A 23,108-nucleotide genomic window follows, 5' to 3' on the forward strand; every position below is an offset into this window, starting at 1 on the left:
TAAAACCGTAGGTTTTGCACGGTAAAAGCGTAGGTTTTGCGTTGTAAAACCTACGGTTTCGCAACGCCAAAGCGATTATATCACTTTTTAACAGAATTTACTTTACAAAACAACCGTGATTTTTAGTACCTGCCGGAAGCAATAAAAAGGAAATCGACTTCGCCAACAAGGGGCTGCCGAACCTTTACAAGTAGCTCGTAGAATGCAATGATATACCACGCGTGATATACCTTTGCACCCCACTCGTGGTATATCGTTGTATATCACGAGTGGGGTGCAAAAGTATCTTTTCTATGTATAAGAAAGAAGCAATCAACGATGATGATTTTGTTGTTCAAGTATCGGTAGCCTGCCGAAGTATCGCATCGCGACACTCTTCCATCAACCATTTGGGCGTACTGGTTGCTCCACAGATACCGACGGTGCGGACATTCTTGAACCATTCCATATCTATTTCGTCGGCACTTTCCACTTGGTGCGAGTTCAGATTTACGCTCAAGCACTCATGGAACAGCACTTTACCGTTGGAACTCTTGCGCCCTGCCACAAAAAGAACAAGGTCGTGCTTCGTGGCAAACGACGAAATGTTGGGCATTCGGTTAGCCACTTGCCGACAAATGGTATCGAAACTGCGGAACTTAGCATCGTTAGCAATATGTCCTTGTATATACTCGATGATGCGATGAAACTCGTTCAGACTCTTCGTTGTCTGTGAATAAAGGTATATATCGCGGTTGAAATCGAGCTGCTGCACATCTTCGAACTTCTCAATCACAATGGCGTTGCTATGTGTCTGCCCCACCAAACCCAGCACTTCGGCATGTCCCGGCTTGCCAAAAATGACGATTTGCGATGCCATAGCTTTTCGTTCATCTTTCAATTCGGTTTCTATATCTACCTTTTCAAGCTCGCACGCAACACTATTGCCGTTCTTTTCGTATTGATTTTTTATGCGTCGCTGCAACGCCAACACCACGGGGCACGTGGCATCGATAATCTCTATGTTGTTCTTCCGTGCTATTTCGTAGGTTTCGGGAGGCTCGCCATGTGCCCGAAGCAACACCGTTGCATTGTGAAGTTCGCGCAATTGGTCGTGGTTAATGGTTATCAGCCCACGTTTGGCAAGCCTTTCCACCTCCATACTGTTGTGCACTATATCGCCAAGGCAATATAGCTGCCTTCCTTTTTCTAATTCCTCTTCGGCTTTTTTTATCGCTGTCGTAACGCCAAAGCAGAAACCGCTTCCTTCATCTATTTCAATTTGGAGCATTGTTGTTATTTACTTTTACTTTAATGGCTCCTTCGCGACCTATATATTCAGGCGCATAAGCACATTGTGCGGTGCACGTTCCCGACTGATAAACGCCCTCACGGTTTACAAAATATTCTGTTTCCACAACGTGGGTTCCCTTTGGCATCATGTCGAAATAGTAGTTTGTGCTATAATCTTTCGGTGCTATGTAGTAGCCGCCATATTGGTATCCGCTGGTTTGCGATACGGGTTCAAGACACGCCGGACGCTTGTCGGAAACCTGAACAAAGTCGTAATCACGGTCTGCCACAATGGTTATGCGCACCACAACCTTATCGCCAACCTTTGCCTGAACGGCATCTTTCGGGCTGCCGTTGCTGTTTCGTACAAACAATTCGCGCTTCACGGTAAGTCCTGCATTGCTTGCCTTTATTTCCGTAACGGGCTGGAAGAACTGCGCATACACTGCTCCCCAGCTTGTTCCGCTGCTTGTCTTCTCTATAGTGAGTGTGTTTGCAACTTGCTTGCCTTTACTTTCGTTGCGTGAATTTACAGCCACCGCCTGCGTTGTCTTCACATATCCCAAGCCTGCAGTAGCCTTTGGAAGTTCCATAACTTTTCCGTCAAGTTTCAAAACGCTTGCTTCGCCGTTGTCCATTGTCCACTGTGCGCTGTTCATAAATGCCCAAATAGCATTTACAGAGTTCACCGGTGTGCCCCAAGCCTGTGTGCGTTTCGACTGCAACAACCAACGTTGCAAGTCTTCAATCGTCTGTTTGTCGGTTGGAGCAATCATCTTAAACGATTCTATTGCAGCCACTTGCGTTGGTATTTTATAGTCGAACCAACTGTAATAAGCCTTCCGCGTATCGAAATATCTGCCCATTTCTTCCTTATAAACAGTGTATTCCTTAATACTTTGCAGATATTCTTTCGCTTTCTGCACTTGTTTATACTGTTGCAAGATAACCGCCGTATTTGCCTTGCCGTATATTGTTAAATCGACAGGCTTCTTTGCCAACAAGTCGATAAGATAAGTTATATCTGCCGTTGTCTTGCGTTTTGCCAACGCATTGCTATACAAATAGTCGCAAAGCGCATCGGAAGGGAAGATATTCTTATATCCTTTACGTTGCAAACGCTTCATCTCTGCAACACGTTCAGCCACTTCTTTGTCTAAGAAAGCAAAGGCAGAATGCAGCATATCTGCAGTTTCTTCGTCGTCGTTGCCCATCAACACGTTCAAGCGGGTTAAGGTTTTCACCACTTCAACCGTCATATAGAAACTGCCTTTCATACCTTTCCACCAAGAGAAAGAACCATCAGGGTTTTGCAACCTCTCAAGTCCTTCTATCGCAGACAATAGATTATACTTTATTTGGTTATCGTCGAAGAAACGCACAAGCATTTGTTTCTGCTCGCTTTCGTTCTTTGCTTCCATTATCCAAGGGGTTTCTTTGAGTGCAAACTCCTTCAATCTTGGTTCTTTTCCAACGCCGACATCATCGAAGTTTCGTTCCCTTGTTCGTTTTTCCAGCTTTCAATGGTTTGTCTAATCTTAGGCGACGTCTTCAAAATCTTATTCGCCAAGCTGTTGGCATAGTAGGCTGATACCAAGCTAATGGCGTTCTGCTCGTTCGCATCAGCTACATAAGGCAAGGCTTGTATCATCAACCAATTTGGATTATTGGTGTATTCAACCGTCAATCGTTGGTCTGTGGTGTTTGCAGGGAACAGTTTTGTAAGGTCAATGCTCTTCTCTCCCACCTTGTTTTGCGTAAACGGATAGGTATTAACCACATATTCACGATTTGGAAGCACTGCCAAATATTGCTGTTCGCCGTCCGAATAGTCGTCGCCACCGGCTATGATGCGCACAACGAGCATACCTTGGTCGGCAATAGAGAGTTTGTTTGCGCCTTCTTCCGACAGCAAACTTGCCAGCGAGAACGTTGCCGTTGTTGTACCGTTCGCCTCTAAGGCGTAATCTTTACTTTCTGTGTAGAGCACCTTTTCGGTTTCGGCATCAAGTATTTCCATGGTTGCTTTGCCCTCAACAGCCTTGTCTGACGAATTGAAAATACGTGTCGATAGCATTGCTTCGTCGCCCATGCGAACGAAACGAGGCATATTGGGCTGCACCATTACTGTCTTTTTGGCTACCACTTCATCGGTTAGCATACCATAATTTATGTCCTTGTCGTGTGCAAGTCCCATAAAACGCCAAGTCGTAAGGCTTTCCGGCAGCGTGAATTTAATGCTTATATTGCCGTCGGCATCGGCATTTAAGCGAGGATAGAAGAACGCTGTTTCCTTCAAATTCTCACGTAACTGAACGTTTGTACCTTTTCTTTCATCAACAACAGCTGCAGAATCGGCAACCGCATAATTATCAGTAGCCTCTTCAAGAAGTTCCGAATCGTTTTTTATAACAGGCGCAGTGAACTTAACGGAATTTCGTGCTTCTTCAGAATTAACGGACTTTGCAGCAGCTACATCTAAAACTTCCATCTTAGCATAATTAGCATAAGCCTTGGTTTCAGCACGACTGCCATAACCTCGAACAAAAATTTGTTGGAATTCAAAGTTACTTACGAAGCGTGTATCAAACTTTGCAAGAGCCAGCGAACGTGCACGTAAAGTTTTGTAATTTGCCACCTTGCTGAACGCTAAAGCAGCGAAATTCAGTTCATTCCACTCTATACCACCGGGCAATTCGTTGCTGTATGCAGGATTGAAGCTCCATGAATGTTCTTCTATTTGGTCGAGACTCTTATCGTAAAGCGTTGCCATGAGCTGCGCTTTTGCCGGTTTTCCGTCAGGATAGGTTATGTTAAGCGTCCATTCTTCTTTTTGTCCGGGTAGCAAAAGATTACGGAAAGTTGTCCACTTCACGTTCAAATGTCTGTCGGGCATAGGACGTTCGATGTATTCCTTATGCGCATACATCTTACCATTCTTTACCCACGCAAAGTTCACAACGATGCCATCGCCATATTCTTCTTTATACGGCAACTTCCAAGTGGTAAGGCTATTGCTTTGGTCGATAGCACCACTATCGAGCACTTTGTTGCCCGAGAAGATGGAATAAACCACATGTTGGTCGGCATCGGTTGCACCAAACTGCACATAAATTGGCTTTCCGTCGCTTGGGAACTTATTTCCACTTATATAGAACCAATCGTGTGTCTCCACGACAGGGCGTTTATCGTCCATTGAGAAGACGACAAACTCTTGCTCTAATGTGTCGTTCTCGCAAATGGCTTGCAACATATAGCGACCCGAACGCAGTGGTTTCAGGCTTACAACCTTATTGGCTTCCACCGTTGTATATTTATCAAAAGATGGCTTTTCTTTCTTAAAAAGAGCTATTGCATAGCGTACTTTCCCTTCAATAGGTTTACCCGCAGCATTTAAAAATGAGAATTTCAGCCGGTTCAAATCATCTTTCAACACCTTATCAGGCATGTCGCTCGTCAGCACGGTAGCCTTTGTGCCCAATGGCAACGATGCACTTGCCGACCGTGTTTCGCCTGCAACGTCTGTTACATCTGCATCGACAACAAAGTTATAGAACTTAGCAGACTGCCCGTAACCTCTGTTAGATGACTTTTTGGTTTTCTTTTCGTCAGGGAAGATGAAAGGTAATTCAATATCAAATTCACCTTTTTCATCGGTTACGGCTTTACTTTCGTAAACTATCTCATCGGTATTTCCTCCATACCACCACCATAATACAGAATTACGGCTGACCGTATATGACACCTCTGCGCCTTGAACGGGCATACCTGAATAGGTTTTTGCACGTCCTTTCAGCTTTATGGTATCGCCAATGGCGTATTTTTCTTTATATTCGTCTATCTCTACCGTAAACGTCGGACGCTTGTACTCCTCTACATTAAAGTCTATCGAAGTCCCGTCCGCATTATTGGCATAGATTGAAAATTGTCCTGTAAGCAGACCTTTGGGCAGTTCAAAATCGGCAGCAGCCGTACCAAATTCATCGGTAACAACTTCTTTCGATGTTACATCCTCATAGTTGGCATCGCGCAAGGTGAGCTTTACGGTCTTGTTGGCAACAGCCTTGCTCTTCAATTCCTTATCGTTCTTCTTGTAAACAAGGAGCGAAGCGTGCACGGTTTGCCCGGGACGATAGACTTTCCTATCGGTAAACAAATCGTAAATCTCGGGTTCCGAAATCCTTTCGGCATTATAAAATTCCGTTCTAATGGTCGAATTAGGACACGCTTTGTCTGTTTGGGTAGACACGTAAACATTGTCCGGCTCGTCCTCACCATACATATAATAAGCCTCGCCGCGTTCATTGGTTTCAATATATTTTATAATGGGAGGACGTCCATAGTAGCGATTTGTTTTCAACTTTATCTTGGCATTCGGTATCGGCTGCCCTGTTGTTGAATTAACCACCACATATCGTATCTTGCTTGCGGGTTGTTCTTCTGCTATTACATATAGATTTGTTACGTAATAGAGTTCGTACTGCGGGGCTAACCGCTTGTTCGACGACGCCAATTCCAACAAATAGACACCGACATCTAAACGGGGGAGTTCCAACGAGTCTTCTATTTCCTCGTAAGGAGTATTGATTGTATATGTGCGCTTAACGGTCTGTGCAGTAGCAGGCAACAGTTTCGTTTTTATTTTCGCTAAATCTTTCTGATTGTTGGGCGACAATTTATCATCGCCTGTCAGCGTTGTGCGTGTTATGGTCAGCGTCAAATCGTTGATATTCCTAACCTCAATGTTTTTCAAAATTCGTTCCTTATGGGGTGTACCCACATTTTGTGCTGCCCACATTCTGAACATGGGTGCTGTAAGGCGTTCGCGCTCGTTGCGCAAATAGTTGGTTTCTTGCCATGTTCCCCAACGCTTTAAGGCATCGTCTATATATTCGATACGCTGCTTTGCATCTATTTCTTCAAAGCGAGACAAGTATTTATATTTCTCTACAGCCACACTTCCGCATACCGGCAAGTCGCCATAACGTGCAATGAGCGAATCGAAAGCAGCTTTGTCGTTTTCGTCTTTTACATTCATATAGGCACTGTAACAAGCTGCCTCACGGTTGCCTACCGATGTATAGTATTTATCAGCCACGTCGTATCGTTGCGCTTCGAAAGCTATAACGTGGAGAAGGTCGTTTTTAAATATGGCATCGTCTTTTCCTGCTTCTATCAACGGCGTGTACTTACCATACTCTACGCCTGCCAACAAGGCGGGATTAGCCACGGCTTTATCGAAATAATTTGTGTTCGGCTCGCTTTTGTCTTCACCGTTACCAAAAAGTTTGCCTAAAGCACAGCAATAAACGGCGTGCAACACCTTATCGGTTTTCTCGGCTTTAGCACAGAGTTTCTTCAAACGAGTCTTTTCCGAATCTACCGAATCGGGCGATATTTGTGTCTGCAAACTTGAGGTCAGTAACTCGGCTGCCAACAAATTGCCATACGATTTCTCTTTCTGAGCCTTCGCAACAATCTTTTTCAAAACGCTTATTTGTGTCTTGGGCAGGTCTTTCCCTTGCGCCACGTTTACTTGTTTCCACAATTCGGCGTAGCTCTGTGCAAACAAATTAAATGACATCATAAACAATAATGTAAGTACAGTTAATAGTTTTTTCATAAACTTATCCTACTTTAGAAATAACTTAAAATACATACGAACAGTAGCTTTATCACGTTTCTATCCGCAAAAAGTAACCTATCTTATATGCAAAGATAATGCAAGTGAACGCAATGTAAGGCTTGCTTACAGATTGCTGAACGCAGCTTAGCTTATGCAAAGATAATGCAAGTGAACGCAATGTAAGGCTTGCTTACAGATTGCTGAACGCAGCTTATCTTATGCAAAGGTACCCTTTTATGTTGTAAAAAACGAAAAAGTAGGATTTTTCATTATGCAAAATGATATTTTTTAATAGTTTTTCAGTATCTTTGTAAATAGAAACATTTCGTCTAAATAAACATTTTAATATATGATAATTTTAAACATTGCCCTCGTTTTATTTACCGTGCTCTGCATAATTTGGTTGGCTAAACGAACAAAAATTATTCGCAGCAGACCGCAAAGGTATGTAGAACCTTTGCCCTATAAGCCTTTAGCTCTCAACGAAGTTAAAGAACTCTATACCGATGGCGAGCTTCTGTGCCGTGCAGGCTATATGCACTACCATTTAGACATAGCCAACACAATTGCCGAAGACGAGGAAGGGCTATTCGTAGGCTACGCCACAGCCGACCCGCAACACGTCGGACGTATTTGCATTTACGACCTTCAGCACATCGAACGAGGACATATAGACAACCAAACCGACCTATACCGCAGTCTTTCTACTCGCAAACAGGCTGCCGTATATGGGTTTTTGCTGCACAACGAAGCAAAAGGATACTACGGAGAAGTATGCGTAAAAGTAAGATAGACAAGCTAAAAACAGGCAATAATAGTATCTTTACAAAAGCAGAACAATACAAGAGATGTCAAAATGTCGGTATTTTTGCCAATTTGTCGGACGCTTATACTTAGGAACAAAGTTTGAAATAATAAGGAACAGAACATAAAATGAAAGGAGAAAAACTATGACATTAGACAAATTTACAATTAAAGCACAAGAAGCTATACAAGCCGCAGTAGGCTTGGCGAGTCGCAACGGACAACAAGTGGTTGAGCCATTGCACATTCTTGCAGGTGTAATAGAAAAGGGAAAAGACGTGGTAAACTATCTTTTCCATAAGTCGGGCATTAATCTGCAAATGGTAGAAAATGCCGTAAGAAACGAAATTACACACTTGCCGAAGGTTTCGGGAGGCGAGCCTTACCTCTCTGCCGATGCCAACAAAGTGATGCAAACAACAATGGACGAGTCGCAGAAAATGGGCGACGACTTCGTAAGCATCGAACCCTTGCTGCTCGCACTCTTAACAGTAAACTCTACGGCAAGCCGCATTCTGAAGGACGCAGGCTGCACAGAGCAGACCATGAGAGCAGCCATTGCAGAACTACGACAAGGTTCAAAGGTGCAAACAGAAAGCGGCGACGAGAACTATCAGGCATTATCGAAATACGCACGCAACTTGGTGGAAGACGCACGAGCAGGAAAACTCGACCCGGTAATCGGGCGCGACGAAGAAATACGCCGTGTGTTGCAAATTCTTTCTCGAAGAACAAAGAACAATCCTATCCTCATTGGCGAACCGGGTACGGGTAAAACAGCATTGTAGAGGGGTTAGCAGGGCGTATTATTCGTGGCGATGTGCCCGAAAACCTGAAAGACAAGCAACTCTACTCGTTGGATATGGGTGCATTGGTAGCAGGTGCGAAATACAAAGGTGAGTTCGAGGAACGACTGAAAAGCGTTATCAAGGAGGTAACAAATGCTGACGGCAACATTATTCTCTTCATCGACGAAATCCATACGCTCGTTGGAGCAGGTGGCGGAGAGGGAGCAATGGACGCTGCCAACATATTGAAACCAGCCCTTGCACGAGGCGAGTTGCGTGCCATCGGTGCGACAACGCTCAATGAATATCAAAAATATTTCGAGAAAGACAAGGCTCTCGAACGCCGTTTCCAGACTGTTATGGTAGACGAACCCGATGAATTGGACGCTATTTCCATACTTCGAGGACTGAAAGAACGCTACGAGAACCACCACAAAGTGCGCATTCAAGACGATGCCTGCATTGCTGCGGTGCAACTTTCGGAGCGTTATATATCCGACAGATTTCTGCCCGACAAGGCAATAGACTTGATGGACGAAGCCGCAGCAAAGCTTCGTATGGAGCGCGATTCTGTTCCTGAAGAGTTAGACGAGATAACTCGCCGGCTCAAACAATTGGAAATCGAACGCGAAGCCATTAAGCGCGAAAACGATACCGAAAAGATTGCGCTCTTGGACAAGGAGATTGCCGAACTCAAGGAGCAAGAAACAAGTTTCAAAGCGAAGTGGGAAAACGAGAAAAACTTAGTGAACAAAATCCAACAAGACAAGGAAGAGATTGAGCACTTGAAGTTTGAAGCGGACAGAGCAGAACGCGAAGGCAACTACGAGCGCGTTGCGGAAATCCGTTACTCTCGTTTGAAAGCGTTGGAAGACGACATTAAGAACATACAACTGCAGTTGCAGGCAACGCAAGGCGGCGATGCATGATTAGAGAAGTGGTTACGGCTGAGGATATTGCAGAAGTTGTGAGCCGATGGACGGGTATTCCCGTAACAAGAATGTTGCAGAGCGAGCGCGAAAAGCTGCTCCATCTTGAGGAAGAGCTGCACAAACGTGTCATCGGACAGGAAGAAGCCATCACTGCAGTAGCCGATGCGGTGCGACGTTCGCGTGCCGGTTTGCAAGACCCGAAGAAACCGATAGCGTCTTTTATCTTCCTTGGAACAACGGGTACAGGTAAGACCGAGTTGGCAAAGGCGTTGGCTGAATACTTGTTCAACGATGAAACGATGATGACGCGCATTGATATGAGCGAGTATCAAGAGAAGTTCAGCGTATCACGCCTTATCGGTGCTCCTCCGGGATACGTCGGTTACGATGAAGGAGGGCAACTTACGGAAGCCGTTCGTCGCAAGCCGTACTCTGTGGTATTGTTCGATGAAATAGAAAAGGCGCACCCCGACGTGTTCAATATTCTGTTGCAGGTGCTCGACGACGGACATTTGACGGACAACAAAGGGCGTACGGTGAACTTTAAGAACACCATCATCATCATGACATCGAACCTTGGGTCGCAATATATCCAGCAAGAATTTGCCCATCTCACGGAGGACAACCGACAAGAGATTATCGACAATGCACGCGACATCGTGATGGAGATGCTGAAACAAAACATTCGTCCGGAATTCCTGAACCGTATCGACGAAACGATAATGTTCCTCCCGCTCACGCAAAGCGAGATTTCAAAGATAGTAACCTTGCAGCTCAACCGTGTAAAGGCAATGCTTGCACCGCAAGGTTTCACGTTGGAATGGACGGAAAGTGCCGTTGCTTATCTTGCCAAAGTGGGCTACGACCCCGAATTTGGTGCCCGTCCCGTGAAGCGAGCCATACAGCGTTACGTGCTGAACGACCTTAGCAAGGCAATACTTGCCGAGACCGTGAGCCGCGAAAAGCCTGTCATTATCGACGACTTTGGCGATGGTTTGGTATTCCACAATTAACGAAAAAGGTTAAGGAGTTAGCGGAAATGAACTTCCGTCCGACTCCTTTTTTCTTTCTTTCCAATCTCTTTCCAACTACCTTTTTATATATACGCTGATACCGTATCGCGAGAGTGAATAAAAAAATATGACGTCATATTTACCAAAATATGACGTCATATTTGCTTGGAAATGACGTCATATTTTTCTAAAGATGATGTCATATCAGTCCAAGCACCTAAAGATTAAGGCAAAAAACATATAATAATCCTCCCCGATTTAATCTTTAAAAACTTCCATTTTATTTTGATTAATGTATGAATTAACGTACCTTTGCCAACGTTTCAGTAAGCCAAATGAGCAACGCCAAACTTGTTTGGCAGTGCCATAGCGAGAATTTAACCCAAAATACAAGAATAGAAGCAATATGAAATGTCGGAACTGCCACACAGAAGTGAACGAAAAAGAACAGCAATGCCCCAATTGCGGTGCACCTTTACATAACGACAAAGACGAGCCTACCATCGGTCGGGGGTTGGTGATATTCATCATTATAGGCACCATCTTCCTTGTCGGATTTGGCTTTTTCTATTATTTCAACCACAAGAACGACCCCAAATACACCCTTACTTCAATAGAACCCGATTCTAATCTGGCAGAAAAAAAACGCTGTAAAGTTAGACACTCTTGTGCGCGATATGCTGGCAAAAGACTCGTTGGAAGACGAAGAAGCAAAGCAAGCCGAAAAGGTTTTGAACAGTATTCGAGGGAAACGAAACAAGCGTAACGGCACGGACAGCAAGCAAAAATCGAGCGAAGAAGCCGTTCCGGTAATTGTACCGTCTAACCCCGACGACAACAACGCAACACCAACCGTAGTACCTACCACGCCCCTTGCACCGAAACCACGCATAGAAAAGATTGAAGTAAGGTAACAGAATTTCTACACGTGGGGTGCAATTCTGCTTTCAGGAAACAACTTCCACAACGATACAGCGTCCGTTTTCCACCCGAAAGCGGACGTCTTTGTTTTCAAACCGCATTCCGTAAATGCGATTGGCATCGTGCTGATAGTGCGGACGCGGGTCTTGTGCAAGCAGTTTCGACAGGGCTTTTATTTCTTCCTTGCTGAAATATTCGCTTATATTATCGGGCAATTCCACCTCCAACGGTTCCCAAACATAAGTATCGGTATAGCCGCCGCGCACCTCTGCATGCGCATCTACATACGGCAGATAAGGCTTAACATCGTAAATAGGCGTCCCGTCCATTAAGTCAGCCCCCGAAACCTCTACAACACCTTTACCAATCTTTGCAATTCGCACCGACGACAAGCCCAAGCCATTGGGTCGGAAGGGCGAACGCGAAGCAAAAACCCCTACCCTTTCGTTGCCGCCCAAACGTGGCGGACGCACCATAAGGCTGTCCTCCTCATTCCATTTTTTACCACCGGCAGGCTCGTTCGCCGAGAAACCCCATATCAACCAAACATAATCGAAACCTTCCAAGCCACGCAAGGCATCTTCGTTGCTGAATTTCGGTTCAAAAACAATGCGTCCTCTCAGTTCGTTTACCAATCCGCTTTGGCGCGGAATGCCAAACTTTGTGGTAAACGGAGAACGAAAATAAGCTATCGGTTCTATTTCTTTCATACGGCAAACTTACATAAAAATCGCAAAAACAGACAAGCAACCAAGCCTTTGCTGTGATTTTCTTGACAATTAACGCATGTTTTGCCATTTTTTAATTATCTTTGCGACTGCTATTCAATAAAAGTTTGCAAAATTGCAACTTAACTTTACCTTAACAATAACATACAACTAAGGATATGGAAAATAAAGAAAAACAAAACATTGAACTTCCCGAGAACGCCTTTCGAGAACTGAAAGAGGGCGAGGAATATCAACCCGTGATGAGCCCGAACAAGGTTTATCCCGAAGTAAGTACGTGGTCGGTAACATGGGGATTGGTAATGGTGGTGCTGTTTTCGGCAGCTGCTGCTACTTAGGACTTAAAGTCGGACAGGTATTCGAGGCTGCCATACCGATTGCAATTATTGCCATTGGCATGTCGTCGGCTACCAAACGCAAGAACGCGCTGGGCGAAAACGTCATCATTCAGAGCATCGGAGCTTGCTCGGGTGCAGTTGTTGCAGGCGGCATCTTCGTTATGCCTGCCATTTACATGCTCGATTTGCAAGCCGACTTCTTTCAAATATTCATTGCGGCAGCGTTGGGCGGCATCTTGGGTATTCTTTTCTTAATCCCGTTCCGCAAGTATTTCGTTAAGGAACAGCACGGTAAATATCCTTTCCCTGAAGCTACGGCTACCACGCAGGTGCTCGTAAGTGGCGAGAAAGGAGGCAGTCAGGCGAAGCCATTGTTGCTTGCGGGTCTTGTGGGTGGTCTCTACGACTTCAGTGTAGCTACGTTCGGCTGGTGGAACGAAACCGTTACGAGCCGTATGATTGGCTTTGGCGAGACCATTGCCGACAAGGCTAAACTTGTTTTCAAGGTAAATACAGGTGCGGCTGTCTTGGGCTTGGGCTACATCATCGGTCTGAAATATGCCTTCATTATCTGTATGGGCTCGCTCACGGTATGGTGGTTGATAGTTCCGGGAATGGCACTCTTGTTCCCCGACACTGTGCTGAACCAATGGGACCCAAGCGTTATTGCCACGGTGGGCAGCATGTCGGCAGAGGAAATCTTTAAGAACTACGCCCGCTCAATCGGTATTGGCGGCATAGCAATGTCTGGCGTTATCGGCATCGTAAAGTCGTGGGGCATTATCAAAAGTGCTGTCAGCTTAGCTTCAAGAGAGATGAAGGGCAAGGGTGCAGACCAAGAAGAGGCGATAAGAACGCAACGCGACATTTCGTTTAAGATAATTGCTTTCGGCAGTATTACAACTTTGGTGATAACCTTCTTGTTCTTCTACTTTGGCGTAATGCAGTTCAATCTGTTACACGCCGTTGTCGGTATCGTGCTCGTGGCACTGATTGCCTTCCTCTTCACAACGGTTGCAGCAAACGCCATTGCCATTGTCGGCTCTAACCCGGTATCGGGTATGACGCTGATGACACTTATCTTGGCTTCTGTGGTGATGGTAGCTGTCGGACTGAAAGGCAATTCGGGTATGTTGGCAGCCTTGCTGATGGGTGGTGTAGTATGTACCGCCCTATCGATGGCAGGCTCGTTCATCACCGACTTGAAGATTGGTTACTGGCTCGGTACCACACCTAAGAAACAGGAAACTTGGAAGTTTCTCGGCACCGTCGTATCGGCAGCAACCGTTGCAGGTGTAATGATTGTGTTGGACAAGACCTACGGTTTCAACTCCGGACAGTTGGCGGCACCGCAGGCAAACGCCATGGCAGCCGTGATTAAGCCCTTGATGAGCGGACAGGGTGCGCCTTGGATTCTTTACGGTATAGGTGCTGTGTTGGCATTGGTGTTAGACCGTTGCAAAGTGCCTGCGTTGGCATTCTCGCTCGGTATGTTCATTCCTATTCAGCTGAACATTCCTTTAATCATTGGTGGTGCGGTGAACTGGTTTGTTACAACACGTTCTAAAGACGAGCAAATCAACAAACTACGTGGCGACAAGGGTACGCTCATCGCATCGGGTTTCATTGCCGGCGGTGCGCTGATGGGCGTTGTTTCTGCGCTGATTAAGTTCTTCGGTGTCGAGTTCGACCACGCTGAATGGTGGCAAAACCACCTTTCCGAACTTCTCGCACTTGTTGCTTACATCGCTTTGATACTCTATTTTATTGCGGCAACCAAACTTTCGGACAAGGAAAAAGAAGCGTAAACATATTGAAAAGCGGCAAACAACGGTGAATTGTTTGCCGCTTTTCATTTCTCGAAATAGCTACAAATGTTTATGGATAGCAACACTCTCCCTTCGCAACAACCTTTTTCCACACTACCATTTCGCAGGTTTTTATTCTCATTTTTAGCACCTTACGCTTGCAAAAGCTTTTATTCATCAAATTATTTACACGTAAATAATTATTTCTTTACGTGTAAGTAAATATTTACTTACGTGTAGAAAAATATTTCTTTACGTGTAAGTAATTCATCTGACAAAAACTTTCGATGTATATAAGAAACGATTGTTGCGCCTTTTCTTGGCTATTCCGGACGAATATTGTAATTTTGCAGTGGTTATCAAAATGATAATTAAGGGGTGCTTGTTCGTTTGAACTTGCTGAGAATAGACCCATAACCTGATACGGATAATGCCGTCGTAGGGAAACTCCCCTTCTGTTTTATTATTCAAAATACATAATATGAAAAAATTATTGGTATTTGCAGCATTGACTTGTACAGCGAGTGTGCAAGCTCAAAAGGTAGATACATTGGCAAGCCAAGAACTGCAAGAAGTGGTTGTTGCAGGAGTCAGAGCACAAAAGAATGCTCCGTTCGCCGTTGCAAACATTAAAAAGGCAGAACTTTCGAACTTCTCAAAGACCGGGCGCGAACTTCCTTTCCTCTTTGCATACACACCCGGCATATTTGCTTGGGGCGAAAATGGACTCGGCACGGGTACGACGGCAATGCGTATTCGTGGTGCAGGCGGCAGTCGCATCAACATAACGCTCGACGGCGTATCGCTCAACTCGCCTGAAGACCAAACGGTTTTCTGGGCGAATATGAACTCTTACGGCGCACTGATGGGTAGCGTACAAATTCAGCGCGGTATCGGTACATCGACCAATGGCGACGGAGCGTTTGGCGGTTCTATCTCTTTGGCAACGGCAACGCCCAACCAACAGCCTTCGGCAGAGGTGAGTGGGTCGTTCGGAACGTACAATACATACAACACTGGCGTAAAATTCTCAACGGGGTTGCTTGGCAACCATTTCCTATTCGACGGTGCTTACCATGAAACAGCTACCGATGGATTTCTTCACGGCACGGCAGGCAGGTCGGGTTCTTACTATGGCGGACTCACTTACTTAGGCGATAACTTCCAAATAAGATATAAAAACATAGGCAATTTCGAGAAAACAGGACAGGCTTGGAATGGTGTTGTGGCCGGAAACAGCGATGCAACACTGATGGGCAGCGACATAAAAACCTACAAAGATTTGTACGAACGTGGTTTGGGACGCTTTAATCCGCTTTACGAAGGCTTGGTGTTCGACTACGACAAATGGACTTTTCCAACCGATGCGAACGGGAAATACCAGACTTACCGCTACAAAATGGACAATGGAAGCTATTGGGAGAAAACAACCGACAACTTCTACCAGAACCACAACATACTCTCGGCGGTATGGAAACCCAACACTGCTTGGTCGCACAACATAGCCTTGCACTACACCTACGGACACGGATACTACAACGAATTCCGTCCAAACAACAAGTTCAGCAAGTTCGGTCTTACGGCAAACGATATTAACGGAAAGACCATTAAGCGCAGCGACTTCGTCAGAAAGAAAGGCTTGACCCAACACACTTACGGTGTTCTATACAACGCAAACTACAAGAACGACAGCTGGGACTTGCTCGGAGGCATCAATCTGCAACAGTTCCGCGGCAACCACTTCGGTTATCTGACATACGTTGCAAACAAAGGTCAGGTGCAAGACTTTACCGGTTTGAAGTACTATGACTCTGACGGCAAGAAGAACGATTACAGCTTTTTTGCGAAAGCAACCTACCATTGAACACCAATTGGGATTTGTTTGCCGATGTTCAGTATCGCTACGTGAACTACAAAGCCGATGGAAAGAACGATAAATTCTATGAATTGGAAACCGGCGGATATACAAACCAAATACTGAACATCAACAAAAGCTACAACTTCGTGAACCCTAAGGCGGGCATCAGCTATCATAATGGCGGGCACAAGGCTTATTTGTCAATGGCATACGCAAGCCGTGAGCCGGAGCGCAACAACTTTACGGACAACGGAAAGTATCCTGCTCCAAACGCAGAACATCTGTTCGACATTGAATTGGGCTACCAATACGCCTGCAACAATTGGCACATAGGCAGCAATCTCTACTATATGGGCTACAAAGACCAATTTGTTCAGACCGGAGAACAGAGCGATATAGGCGAAAATCTTACTACAAACGTAAAAGATTCCTACCGTATGGGAGCCGAATTAACTGCAGGTTGGAACGCTACATCGTGGTTTACACTGGAAGGAAATGCAGCTTTGAGCATCAACAAGATTAAGAATTTCGACGAGTTTGTAGACAATTGGGACAACAGCAAGATGCCTTTGAAAGTGCATTACGACAATTCCACCCTTGCTTTCTCGCCTTCGGCTATTCTCAATGGCTTTATGGATTTCCACTATAAAGGTGCACAATTGGTTTGGCATACAAACTACGTGAGTCGCCAATATTTGGATAACTCCGAGAATAAAGACCGTTCGCTGCCTGCTTTCTCGCAGACAGACATAAATCTCAGCTATGCTTTGAATACAGGAAAGAAGCTGAATTGGCTGAAAGAAGTGCTGTTCGGACTGAACTTCAACAACATTTTCAACAACCATTATGCGGCAAGTGGCTGGGTTTACAGTGCAGTAAGCGAAAAGAATAAATACACAAACGACAACCGTTACTATCAAATAGGCTTTATGCCAATGGCAGGATTTACAATGATGGGTAACATTACGTTGAAGTTCTAAAGCAAAAAACCTCTCTCCGAAATTATCGAAGAGAGGTCTTTCTATACTATTACAAGAAGCTGGAATGCTGAACAACATTATTCAATACTTCCAAGAATCGGACACCTATCAAGTGTTAGATGTGGTCGGAACCATCATCGGAATTGTATATATTTATCAGGAATACAAAGCAAGCATTTGGCTTTGGTTCACAAGTATTGTGATGCCTGCGGTTTATACCTTTGTTTACTACGAAGCAAAGCTATACGCCGACTTCGGCATGCAGATTTATTACATCATCGCATCTGTATATGGCTTTCTCTATTGGCAATTCGGAAAAAGGAAAAAAGACGATAAAGAACTGCCGATAACAAGGTTTCCGAAACGGAAAATCATACCTACAATGGTTCTTTTTCTGGCTTTATGGGGTGCTGTTTACTATATTTTGATTACTTTTACCAACTCGAATGTACCTGTATTGGATAGTTTCGGTAATTCGTTAAGCATTATCGGACTATGGGCTTTGGCTAAGAAATACTTGGAACAATGGTGGATTTGGTTTGTGGCAGATATAGAACTGTCAGCCCTCTACTTCTATAAAGGCATACCATTCACGGCTGCGCTCTATATCCTTTATGCCCTTATAGCCATTGCAGGCTACTTTAAGTGGAAGCGAATGATGCAGACAACAATGCAAATAAGTGAAGGAAAACAATGAAAGAACTAAAGACCGAATATGATGTTGTTATACTTGCGGCAGGCGATTTCCCTACCGACGTAACCGCAATGCGTATTCTGCGCAACGCCAAACATTTGATTGCTTGCGACGGAGCAGTAGAAGAATTGTTGGAAATGGATATTGAACCCGAAGTAATTGTAGGTGATGGCGACTCTGTTTCAGCAACGACAAAGACGAAATATCAGCATATCTTCCATACCATTGAGGAACAAGAAGACAACGACCTTACAAAAGCAACAAAGTATGCGTTGCAACATTTCAACCTTCCGGACGCTCCTACATTCTGCTATCTTGGCACAACCGGGAAACGGGAAGACCACACTTTGGGCAACATTGCACTGCTTATACATTATTATAAGCATCTGAACATTGTGCCAACGATGGTTACGAACTACGGTTGGTTTACCGTTTCGCGAGGGAAAACTACTTTTGCAGCCTTTCCGCACCAACAAGTAAGCATCTTTCAGATAGATTGCAAGCGCATGGAAAGCGAAGGTTTGAAATGGAATACCTACCCTTTCAGCGAATTATGGCAGGTACATTGAACGAAGCAATGGGAAATTCGTTCACCATTGACAGCGATTCGGCTTACTTGGTTTATCAGACCCATAAGCCGAAAGAATAATTTTAAAGAAATAAGGATATACTTACGATTTCAGCTTAAACGAATTTTCAATCGTTGAAAGTTCGGCAGTGAAACCCTTATCTACCTGCAAACGCTTCTCGATTTGCGAACAACTGTGAAGTACGGTGCTGTGGTCGCGCCCTCCAACAAGCTTGCCAATACGGCTTGCAGGCATTTTCGTGTGCTTCTGTGCCAAGTACATACTCACCTGACGGGCAAGTACAATGTCTTGTTTGCGTGAACGTGAGTTTACAGCATTTACGGTAACGTTGAAGTACGAGCAGACTTTATCGATTATTTCATCGAGTGTCAAAGGCTCATCGTCGATTTTTACCGAACGCTTAATAACTCTTTCAGCCAGACGCATATCAATATTGCTGTTGTAAACCACACTGTAAGCCAACAAAGAGTTGATGACTCCCTGCAAATCTCTTACACTTCCGTTCGCTGTCTGTGCAATAAACTGAACAACATCGTCAGGAATATTCAAGCCGTCGCGCTTGATTTTACTGTTCAGAATATCTACGCAGAGCTGCACGTTAGGCTTTTCGAGTTCGGCGATAAGTCCGCAGGCAAAACGTGTCAGCAAGCGTTCGTTCATGCCTTTGAGTTCCACAGGCGGACGGTCGGAAGCAAGAATGATGCGCTTTCCGTTCTTAAACAGGTGGTTGAAGATGTGGAAGAACGTGTCTTGCGTCTTGGTTGCGGTTATCCATTCCTGAATATCATCAACGATTAAAACATCTATTGTCTGATAGAAGTTGATGAAATCGTTAGTTGTATTATTCAAAACAGAGTTTGTATACTGCACTTGGAACAGACGAGCAGATATATACAACACGCGCTTTTGCGGGTAAAGCTGCTTTATGCGCAGACCTATTGCATTGATAAGGTGGGTTTTTCCACAACCCGACGGACCATAAATGAACATCGGATTAAACTGCGTGGTGTTCGGGTGTTCTGCTATCGACAAACCAATAGAGCGTGGCAGCTTGTTGCTATCGCCCTCTATGTAGTTTGAAAACGACTTGTGCAAGTCTAATTGTGGGTCTATTTCTTGGAGAGCAACGTCTAACGGCGTTGGACTTTGGTTGGCACGATTGGTTGGCAACTGCGTTTCTACGTTATCAACCGTTTCCGATTGTATGTCCTGCGTTAGGTTGTGCGCCTTATCGGTAACTATTCTGTACTTCAGCTGAACGCCTTTGCCATATATACGGGTAAGCACTTTGCTCAACAAATCAACATAGTTTTCTTCCAAGTACTCGTAAACGAACGGACTCGGCACCTGTACCAAAAGGATATTGGTAGCCGCATCGAACGCTTCGAAGGTAATTGGCTTGAACCATGTTGTAAACTGCTGCTCGGTTACATTATCTCTGATAAGTTGAAGACACTGTTCCCAGAGCGCATTGGGTTGAACTCTCATACTTATAATATATATCTAATTTTTTTCTTATTAGTAAATAAATCAAATCGTTTTCCTTATCCAAAGGCTGTTGCAAAGTTAGCAAAAAAAAGTCAAACTAAAAATTAATCCGTGAACTAAAATACGATGTTGAATTGCGCTAAAGTCTTATTCGCTCGGTGCTTAGCTCATCTTTACACTTCCAAATAAGCAGAAATGCTTTTGTGTATATCCAATATTCTATATATCAACGATTTATATTGCACTTTCAGATATATTCCAATAAAGTATGAAACATTATTTTTCGAGTTCAAAAAGACTGATTGTCAATTGGGTTACAATACCTATTTAAAGCGTGGAACTTTAACTTTCATATTTAGACTTATTTTAAATAGACACGTAATTATTGTATTCTTACAACTTCATTTCTGCATCTTTAAAAAGCGATTATCTTGAACCAATAAAATGCTATTGGAAGAACAATATTCTTCCTTTTTACTTGAAGCGAATGCTGAAAACATCTTTGGAATGGCTTAAAAAAATAATAGCGAACAGAACCGGTTACATTCTGCTCGCCATATTCACCTATCAGGTTGTTTCTTACTTATCTTTTCGTCCAAATATAGAGAAGTGGACGTATCGTTTCGGGTGTGCTTTCAGGTTCACCACCAAGCTATCGACATTACGCAAAGTACTGTTTAAGTTGTTGTAAAGTGCAGGGTCGTTCATCAACAAGCCCATAGAGCCTTTGTTGCTGTTCAACGTTGCGGTGAGCTTATTGACTTCGTCGAGTGCCATATTCAGCTTAGCCGCTGTGGTTTGAATGTCCAACGCATTTACCTTATCGTTCAACGAAGTCATTAAAACATCTGCTCCTCTCAGCGTAGAGCGTGCGTCTGCGATACCCGCTTTGGCTTCTTCCATAACTCCGTTCGTATTGTTGAGCAAGCCATTTGCCTTCATTGTCATAGCAGGAAGCGACTTATTGAGCTGTGCAAGCAAGAGGTTTAGCTGCTTACTCGATGCTGTAAGTTCGCTGCTGAGCTTATTTGCATTGTGCAATGTGCCTGCCAATGCCGGGTCGGAAGTCAAGGTAACGATGTTTGTAAGTATGCTATCGATTTTTGGTATCATTCGCTGCACATCGGGAAAGGCGTCTCTCATTTTTCCCAACACACCATCATTGACACTACCGGCAATAATTCCTTCTTCCTTTAAGTATTGCTTTGCATTGCTGAAAATAAGATTTACTTTCACATTCCCCATAATGTCGCTCACTATTTCCGCTCTGGAACCTATCGGAATTCGCATATCCTTGTCGATGGCAACTCCCACGTTGATGGGTTTAGAAGGGTCTTCGTAGTTGTAAACAATGTTTCTTACCGTCCCCACTTTAAAGCCATTGGCATAGATTGGAGTAGTTGGGGAAAGTCCGTCCACGTTATCGAACTGCACATTATATTGTATGTCCGATGAGTATAGGTTAAGTCCTTTCAGGAAATTCATACCAAAGAAAAGAACGACAATGCCCACTATGGCAACCAATGCTATCTTTATTTCGGGTGTTACTAACTTTTTCATAATCTCTACATGGCTTTTCTCTTATTCTTAACAAATTCTTTAACAGCCTCTCCGGTATTCACACGCTGTCCGTTTCTGAACGCAACGATAAAGGCTTCCGGGAATTCTTGCTTTAATTCCTCCTTCAAACGCAAAATTTCGTAGTAATCTTCGTTTGCACCTACCATATATTTATGAAGGCTTCCGTCTACTTCAAACGATACATTCTTATACCTTTGAACAGCTCGCTATCAAGAGGCAACTCCCTGTTGATGGCAAATATCTGTATTTTAAACAAAGGAATGTTGGCAGAAGCCTCGTCAAGAGAAGTCTGTCCTTCTTGTCTGTGTTGCCGGGGCTTTACCGTAGACGGCTGTGTTGTGCGGGGTTGCGTTACAACATTTATCTTTTTAGGCATTTCTACTTGTCCGGTAGTTCTTTTTGCGTTATTCGACAAACGATCCAAAACGTTTTCTATCGGCAATTGATTTTTGGTAGAAGGACGATAAGGAATGGTAACTTTGCCGTCATACGTATTCTTATACTCTACAAATGCTTCGTAAATGCCACGTGCCATAAGGTCTATTCCTCGCGAAGAATTAAGGAATTGTTCTTCTTCATTAGAGGTTATAAAACCCAATTCGATAAGACAACTGGGCATAGAAGTTTCTCTAAGCACCAAGAAACCTGCTTGATGAACCCCCTTATCGTTTCGATTAGCTTTCATACAAACCGACCTTTGTATAAGCCTTGCTAACTCTACGCTCTTCTCCATATTGGCTGATTGAAGAATCTCGAACATGATATAGCTTTCTGATGAATTAGGGTCGAAGCCCTGATAAGTCTTTTCATAGCCCTTTTCCAACGAAATAACGCTGTTCTCTCGCATAGCTACATCAAGGTTATCCTTTGCACGGTGCATACCTAAAGTATAGACTTGGAAACCCTGCGGAGGTGTCTTCGTGGGCGGAACAGAGTTTGTATGTACCGAGATAAACAAGTCGGCTTTTGCTCTGTTGGCTATGTCGGCTCTCTCTTTCAACGAGATGAAGACATCGGTTTTACGAGTATAAATAACCCTTACATCAGATAAGTTTCGTTCAATCAAGTTTCCAAGAGTCAAAGCAATATTCAAATTGATGCTTTTTTCATTTGAAATTGCACCCACTGCGCCCACATCTTTCCCACCGTGGCCGGGGTCAATGACAAGTGTAAACCTATCTTTTGCACTCACGGAAGCAAGCGCAAACAAGCAAAACATTATAAGAAATAAAGAAATTCTTTTATTCATATTCGTATAATCGCACGCAAAGTTAAGCATTTTCATTTGAATAGCTCAGTCTAACACTTGGTTTTATCATTTATTAAATGTAATTCCACGCCTGCTCCGCTGCAATCTGCGCCCATTGGTGGGTTTAGTTTAGTAAGGCAAAGGTCTATCGCCTCTATCTCGGGGAATGCCTGTTCCAAGTTTTCTGCAATACGATGTGCCACGTATTCCAAGAGTTTAGCAGGCTGCTGCATTGTTTCTTTCACTATATCGTAAACATCGGCATAGCTTATCGTGTCGTTTACATCGTCTGTCAGCATCGCTTTGCCAATATGATAACGCAAACGAAGGTCGCAACATAATCGTTGCCAACCTCTCGTTCCAATTCGCTTACACCGATGTAGGCACGAAACCTTACACCTTTTATATATATATAGCTCGATTTTAATTCCATTATTC

6 protein-coding genes and 8 pseudogenes are annotated in these 23,108 nt (G+C 44.1%); 7 read left to right on the forward strand and 7 right to left on the reverse strand.

The genetic code is table 11. The annotated features are described in order from the left end of the window. Positions 1–334: 334 nt before the first annotated feature. The gene (locus JCM15124_RS03855) at positions 335–1,270 is read right to left on the reverse strand and encodes a 4-hydroxy-3-methylbut-2-enyl diphosphate reductase (protein WP_024998378.1); all 936 of its coding nucleotides are present in this window, start codon (positions 1,268–1,270) and stop codon (positions 335–337) included. Continuing rightward, a pseudogene (locus JCM15124_RS13125) lies at positions 1,257–6,895 on the reverse strand (alpha-2-macroglobulin family protein). The gene JCM15124_RS03855 and the pseudogene JCM15124_RS13125 overlap by 14 nt, the downstream one beginning before the upstream one ends. Before the next feature lie 352 nt (positions 6,896–7,247). On the opposite strand from JCM15124_RS13125, the gene JCM15124_RS03865 reads away from it, so the two are divergent. The 3 genes and pseudogenes from JCM15124_RS03865 (at position 7,248) to JCM15124_RS13135 (ending at position 11,349) form a co-directional block, all read left to right on the forward strand. Then, positions 7,248–7,691, forward strand: coding sequence for a hypothetical protein (locus tag JCM15124_RS03865; RefSeq protein WP_024998379.1), 444 nt, complete (start codon positions 7,248–7,250; stop codon positions 7,689–7,691). Between the two features lie 157 nt (positions 7,692–7,848). Then, positions 7,849–10,435: pseudogene (gene clpB / locus JCM15124_RS13130) on the forward strand (ATP-dependent chaperone ClpB). Positions 10,436–10,841: 406 nt separating this feature from the next. Next, positions 10,842–11,349, forward strand: a pseudogene (locus JCM15124_RS13135) (zinc-ribbon domain-containing protein). Positions 11,350–11,382: 33 nt separating this feature from the next. Here JCM15124_RS13135 and tsaA read toward each other — a convergent pair. Continuing rightward, positions 11,383–12,066 carry a tRNA (N6-threonylcarbamoyladenosine(37)-N6)-methyltransferase TrmO gene (gene tsaA, locus JCM15124_RS03880; RefSeq protein WP_024998380.1) on the reverse strand — a complete coding sequence of 228 codons (684 nt, stop codon included), beginning with the start codon at positions 12,064–12,066 and terminating at the stop codon, positions 11,383–11,385. Positions 12,067–12,242: 176 nt separating this feature from the next. On the opposite strand from tsaA, the pseudogene JCM15124_RS13140 reads away from it, so the two are divergent. From JCM15124_RS13140 to JCM15124_RS13150, 4 genes and pseudogenes are all read left to right on the forward strand, one after another. Beyond that, positions 12,243–14,230: pseudogene (locus JCM15124_RS13140) on the forward strand (OPT family oligopeptide transporter). Positions 14,231–14,711: 481 nt separating this feature from the next. After that, positions 14,712–17,068, forward strand: a pseudogene (locus JCM15124_RS13145) (TonB-dependent receptor). 64 nt (positions 17,069–17,132) lie between these two features. Continuing rightward, a complete protein-coding gene (gene pnuC / locus JCM15124_RS03895) occupies positions 17,133–17,765 on the forward strand; it encodes a nicotinamide riboside transporter PnuC (RefSeq protein ID WP_024998381.1) in 633 nt (210 codons plus the stop codon). Between the two features lie 68 nt (positions 17,766–17,833). Next, positions 17,834–18,411: pseudogene (locus tag JCM15124_RS13150) on the forward strand (thiamine diphosphokinase). Positions 18,412–18,433: 22 nt separating this feature from the next. Here JCM15124_RS13150 and dnaA read toward each other — a convergent pair. The 4 genes and pseudogenes from dnaA to folB form a co-directional block, all read right to left on the reverse strand. Further along, positions 18,434–19,840 carry a chromosomal replication initiator protein DnaA gene (dnaA, locus tag JCM15124_RS03905; protein WP_024998382.1) on the reverse strand — a complete coding sequence of 469 codons (1,407 nt, stop codon included), beginning with the start codon at positions 19,838–19,840 and terminating at the stop codon, positions 18,434–18,436. Between the two features lie 579 nt (positions 19,841–20,419). Then, positions 20,420–21,400, reverse strand: a complete 981-nt coding sequence (locus JCM15124_RS03910) for an MlaD family protein (RefSeq protein ID WP_024998383.1) — start codon at positions 21,398–21,400, stop codon at positions 20,420–20,422. Positions 21,401–21,405: 5 nt separating this feature from the next. Next, a pseudogene (locus JCM15124_RS13155) lies at positions 21,406–22,670 on the reverse strand (N-acetylmuramoyl-L-alanine amidase family protein). Between the two features lie 50 nt (positions 22,671–22,720). Next, positions 22,721–23,103: pseudogene (gene folB / locus JCM15124_RS13160) on the reverse strand (dihydroneopterin aldolase). Between the last annotated feature and the right edge of the window lie 5 nt (positions 23,104–23,108).

It is taken from the genome of Prevotella falsenii DSM 22864 = JCM 15124 (assembly GCF_000613945.1).
GTDB classification, from domain to species: domain Bacteria; phylum Bacteroidota; class Bacteroidia; order Bacteroidales; family Bacteroidaceae; genus Prevotella; species Prevotella falsenii.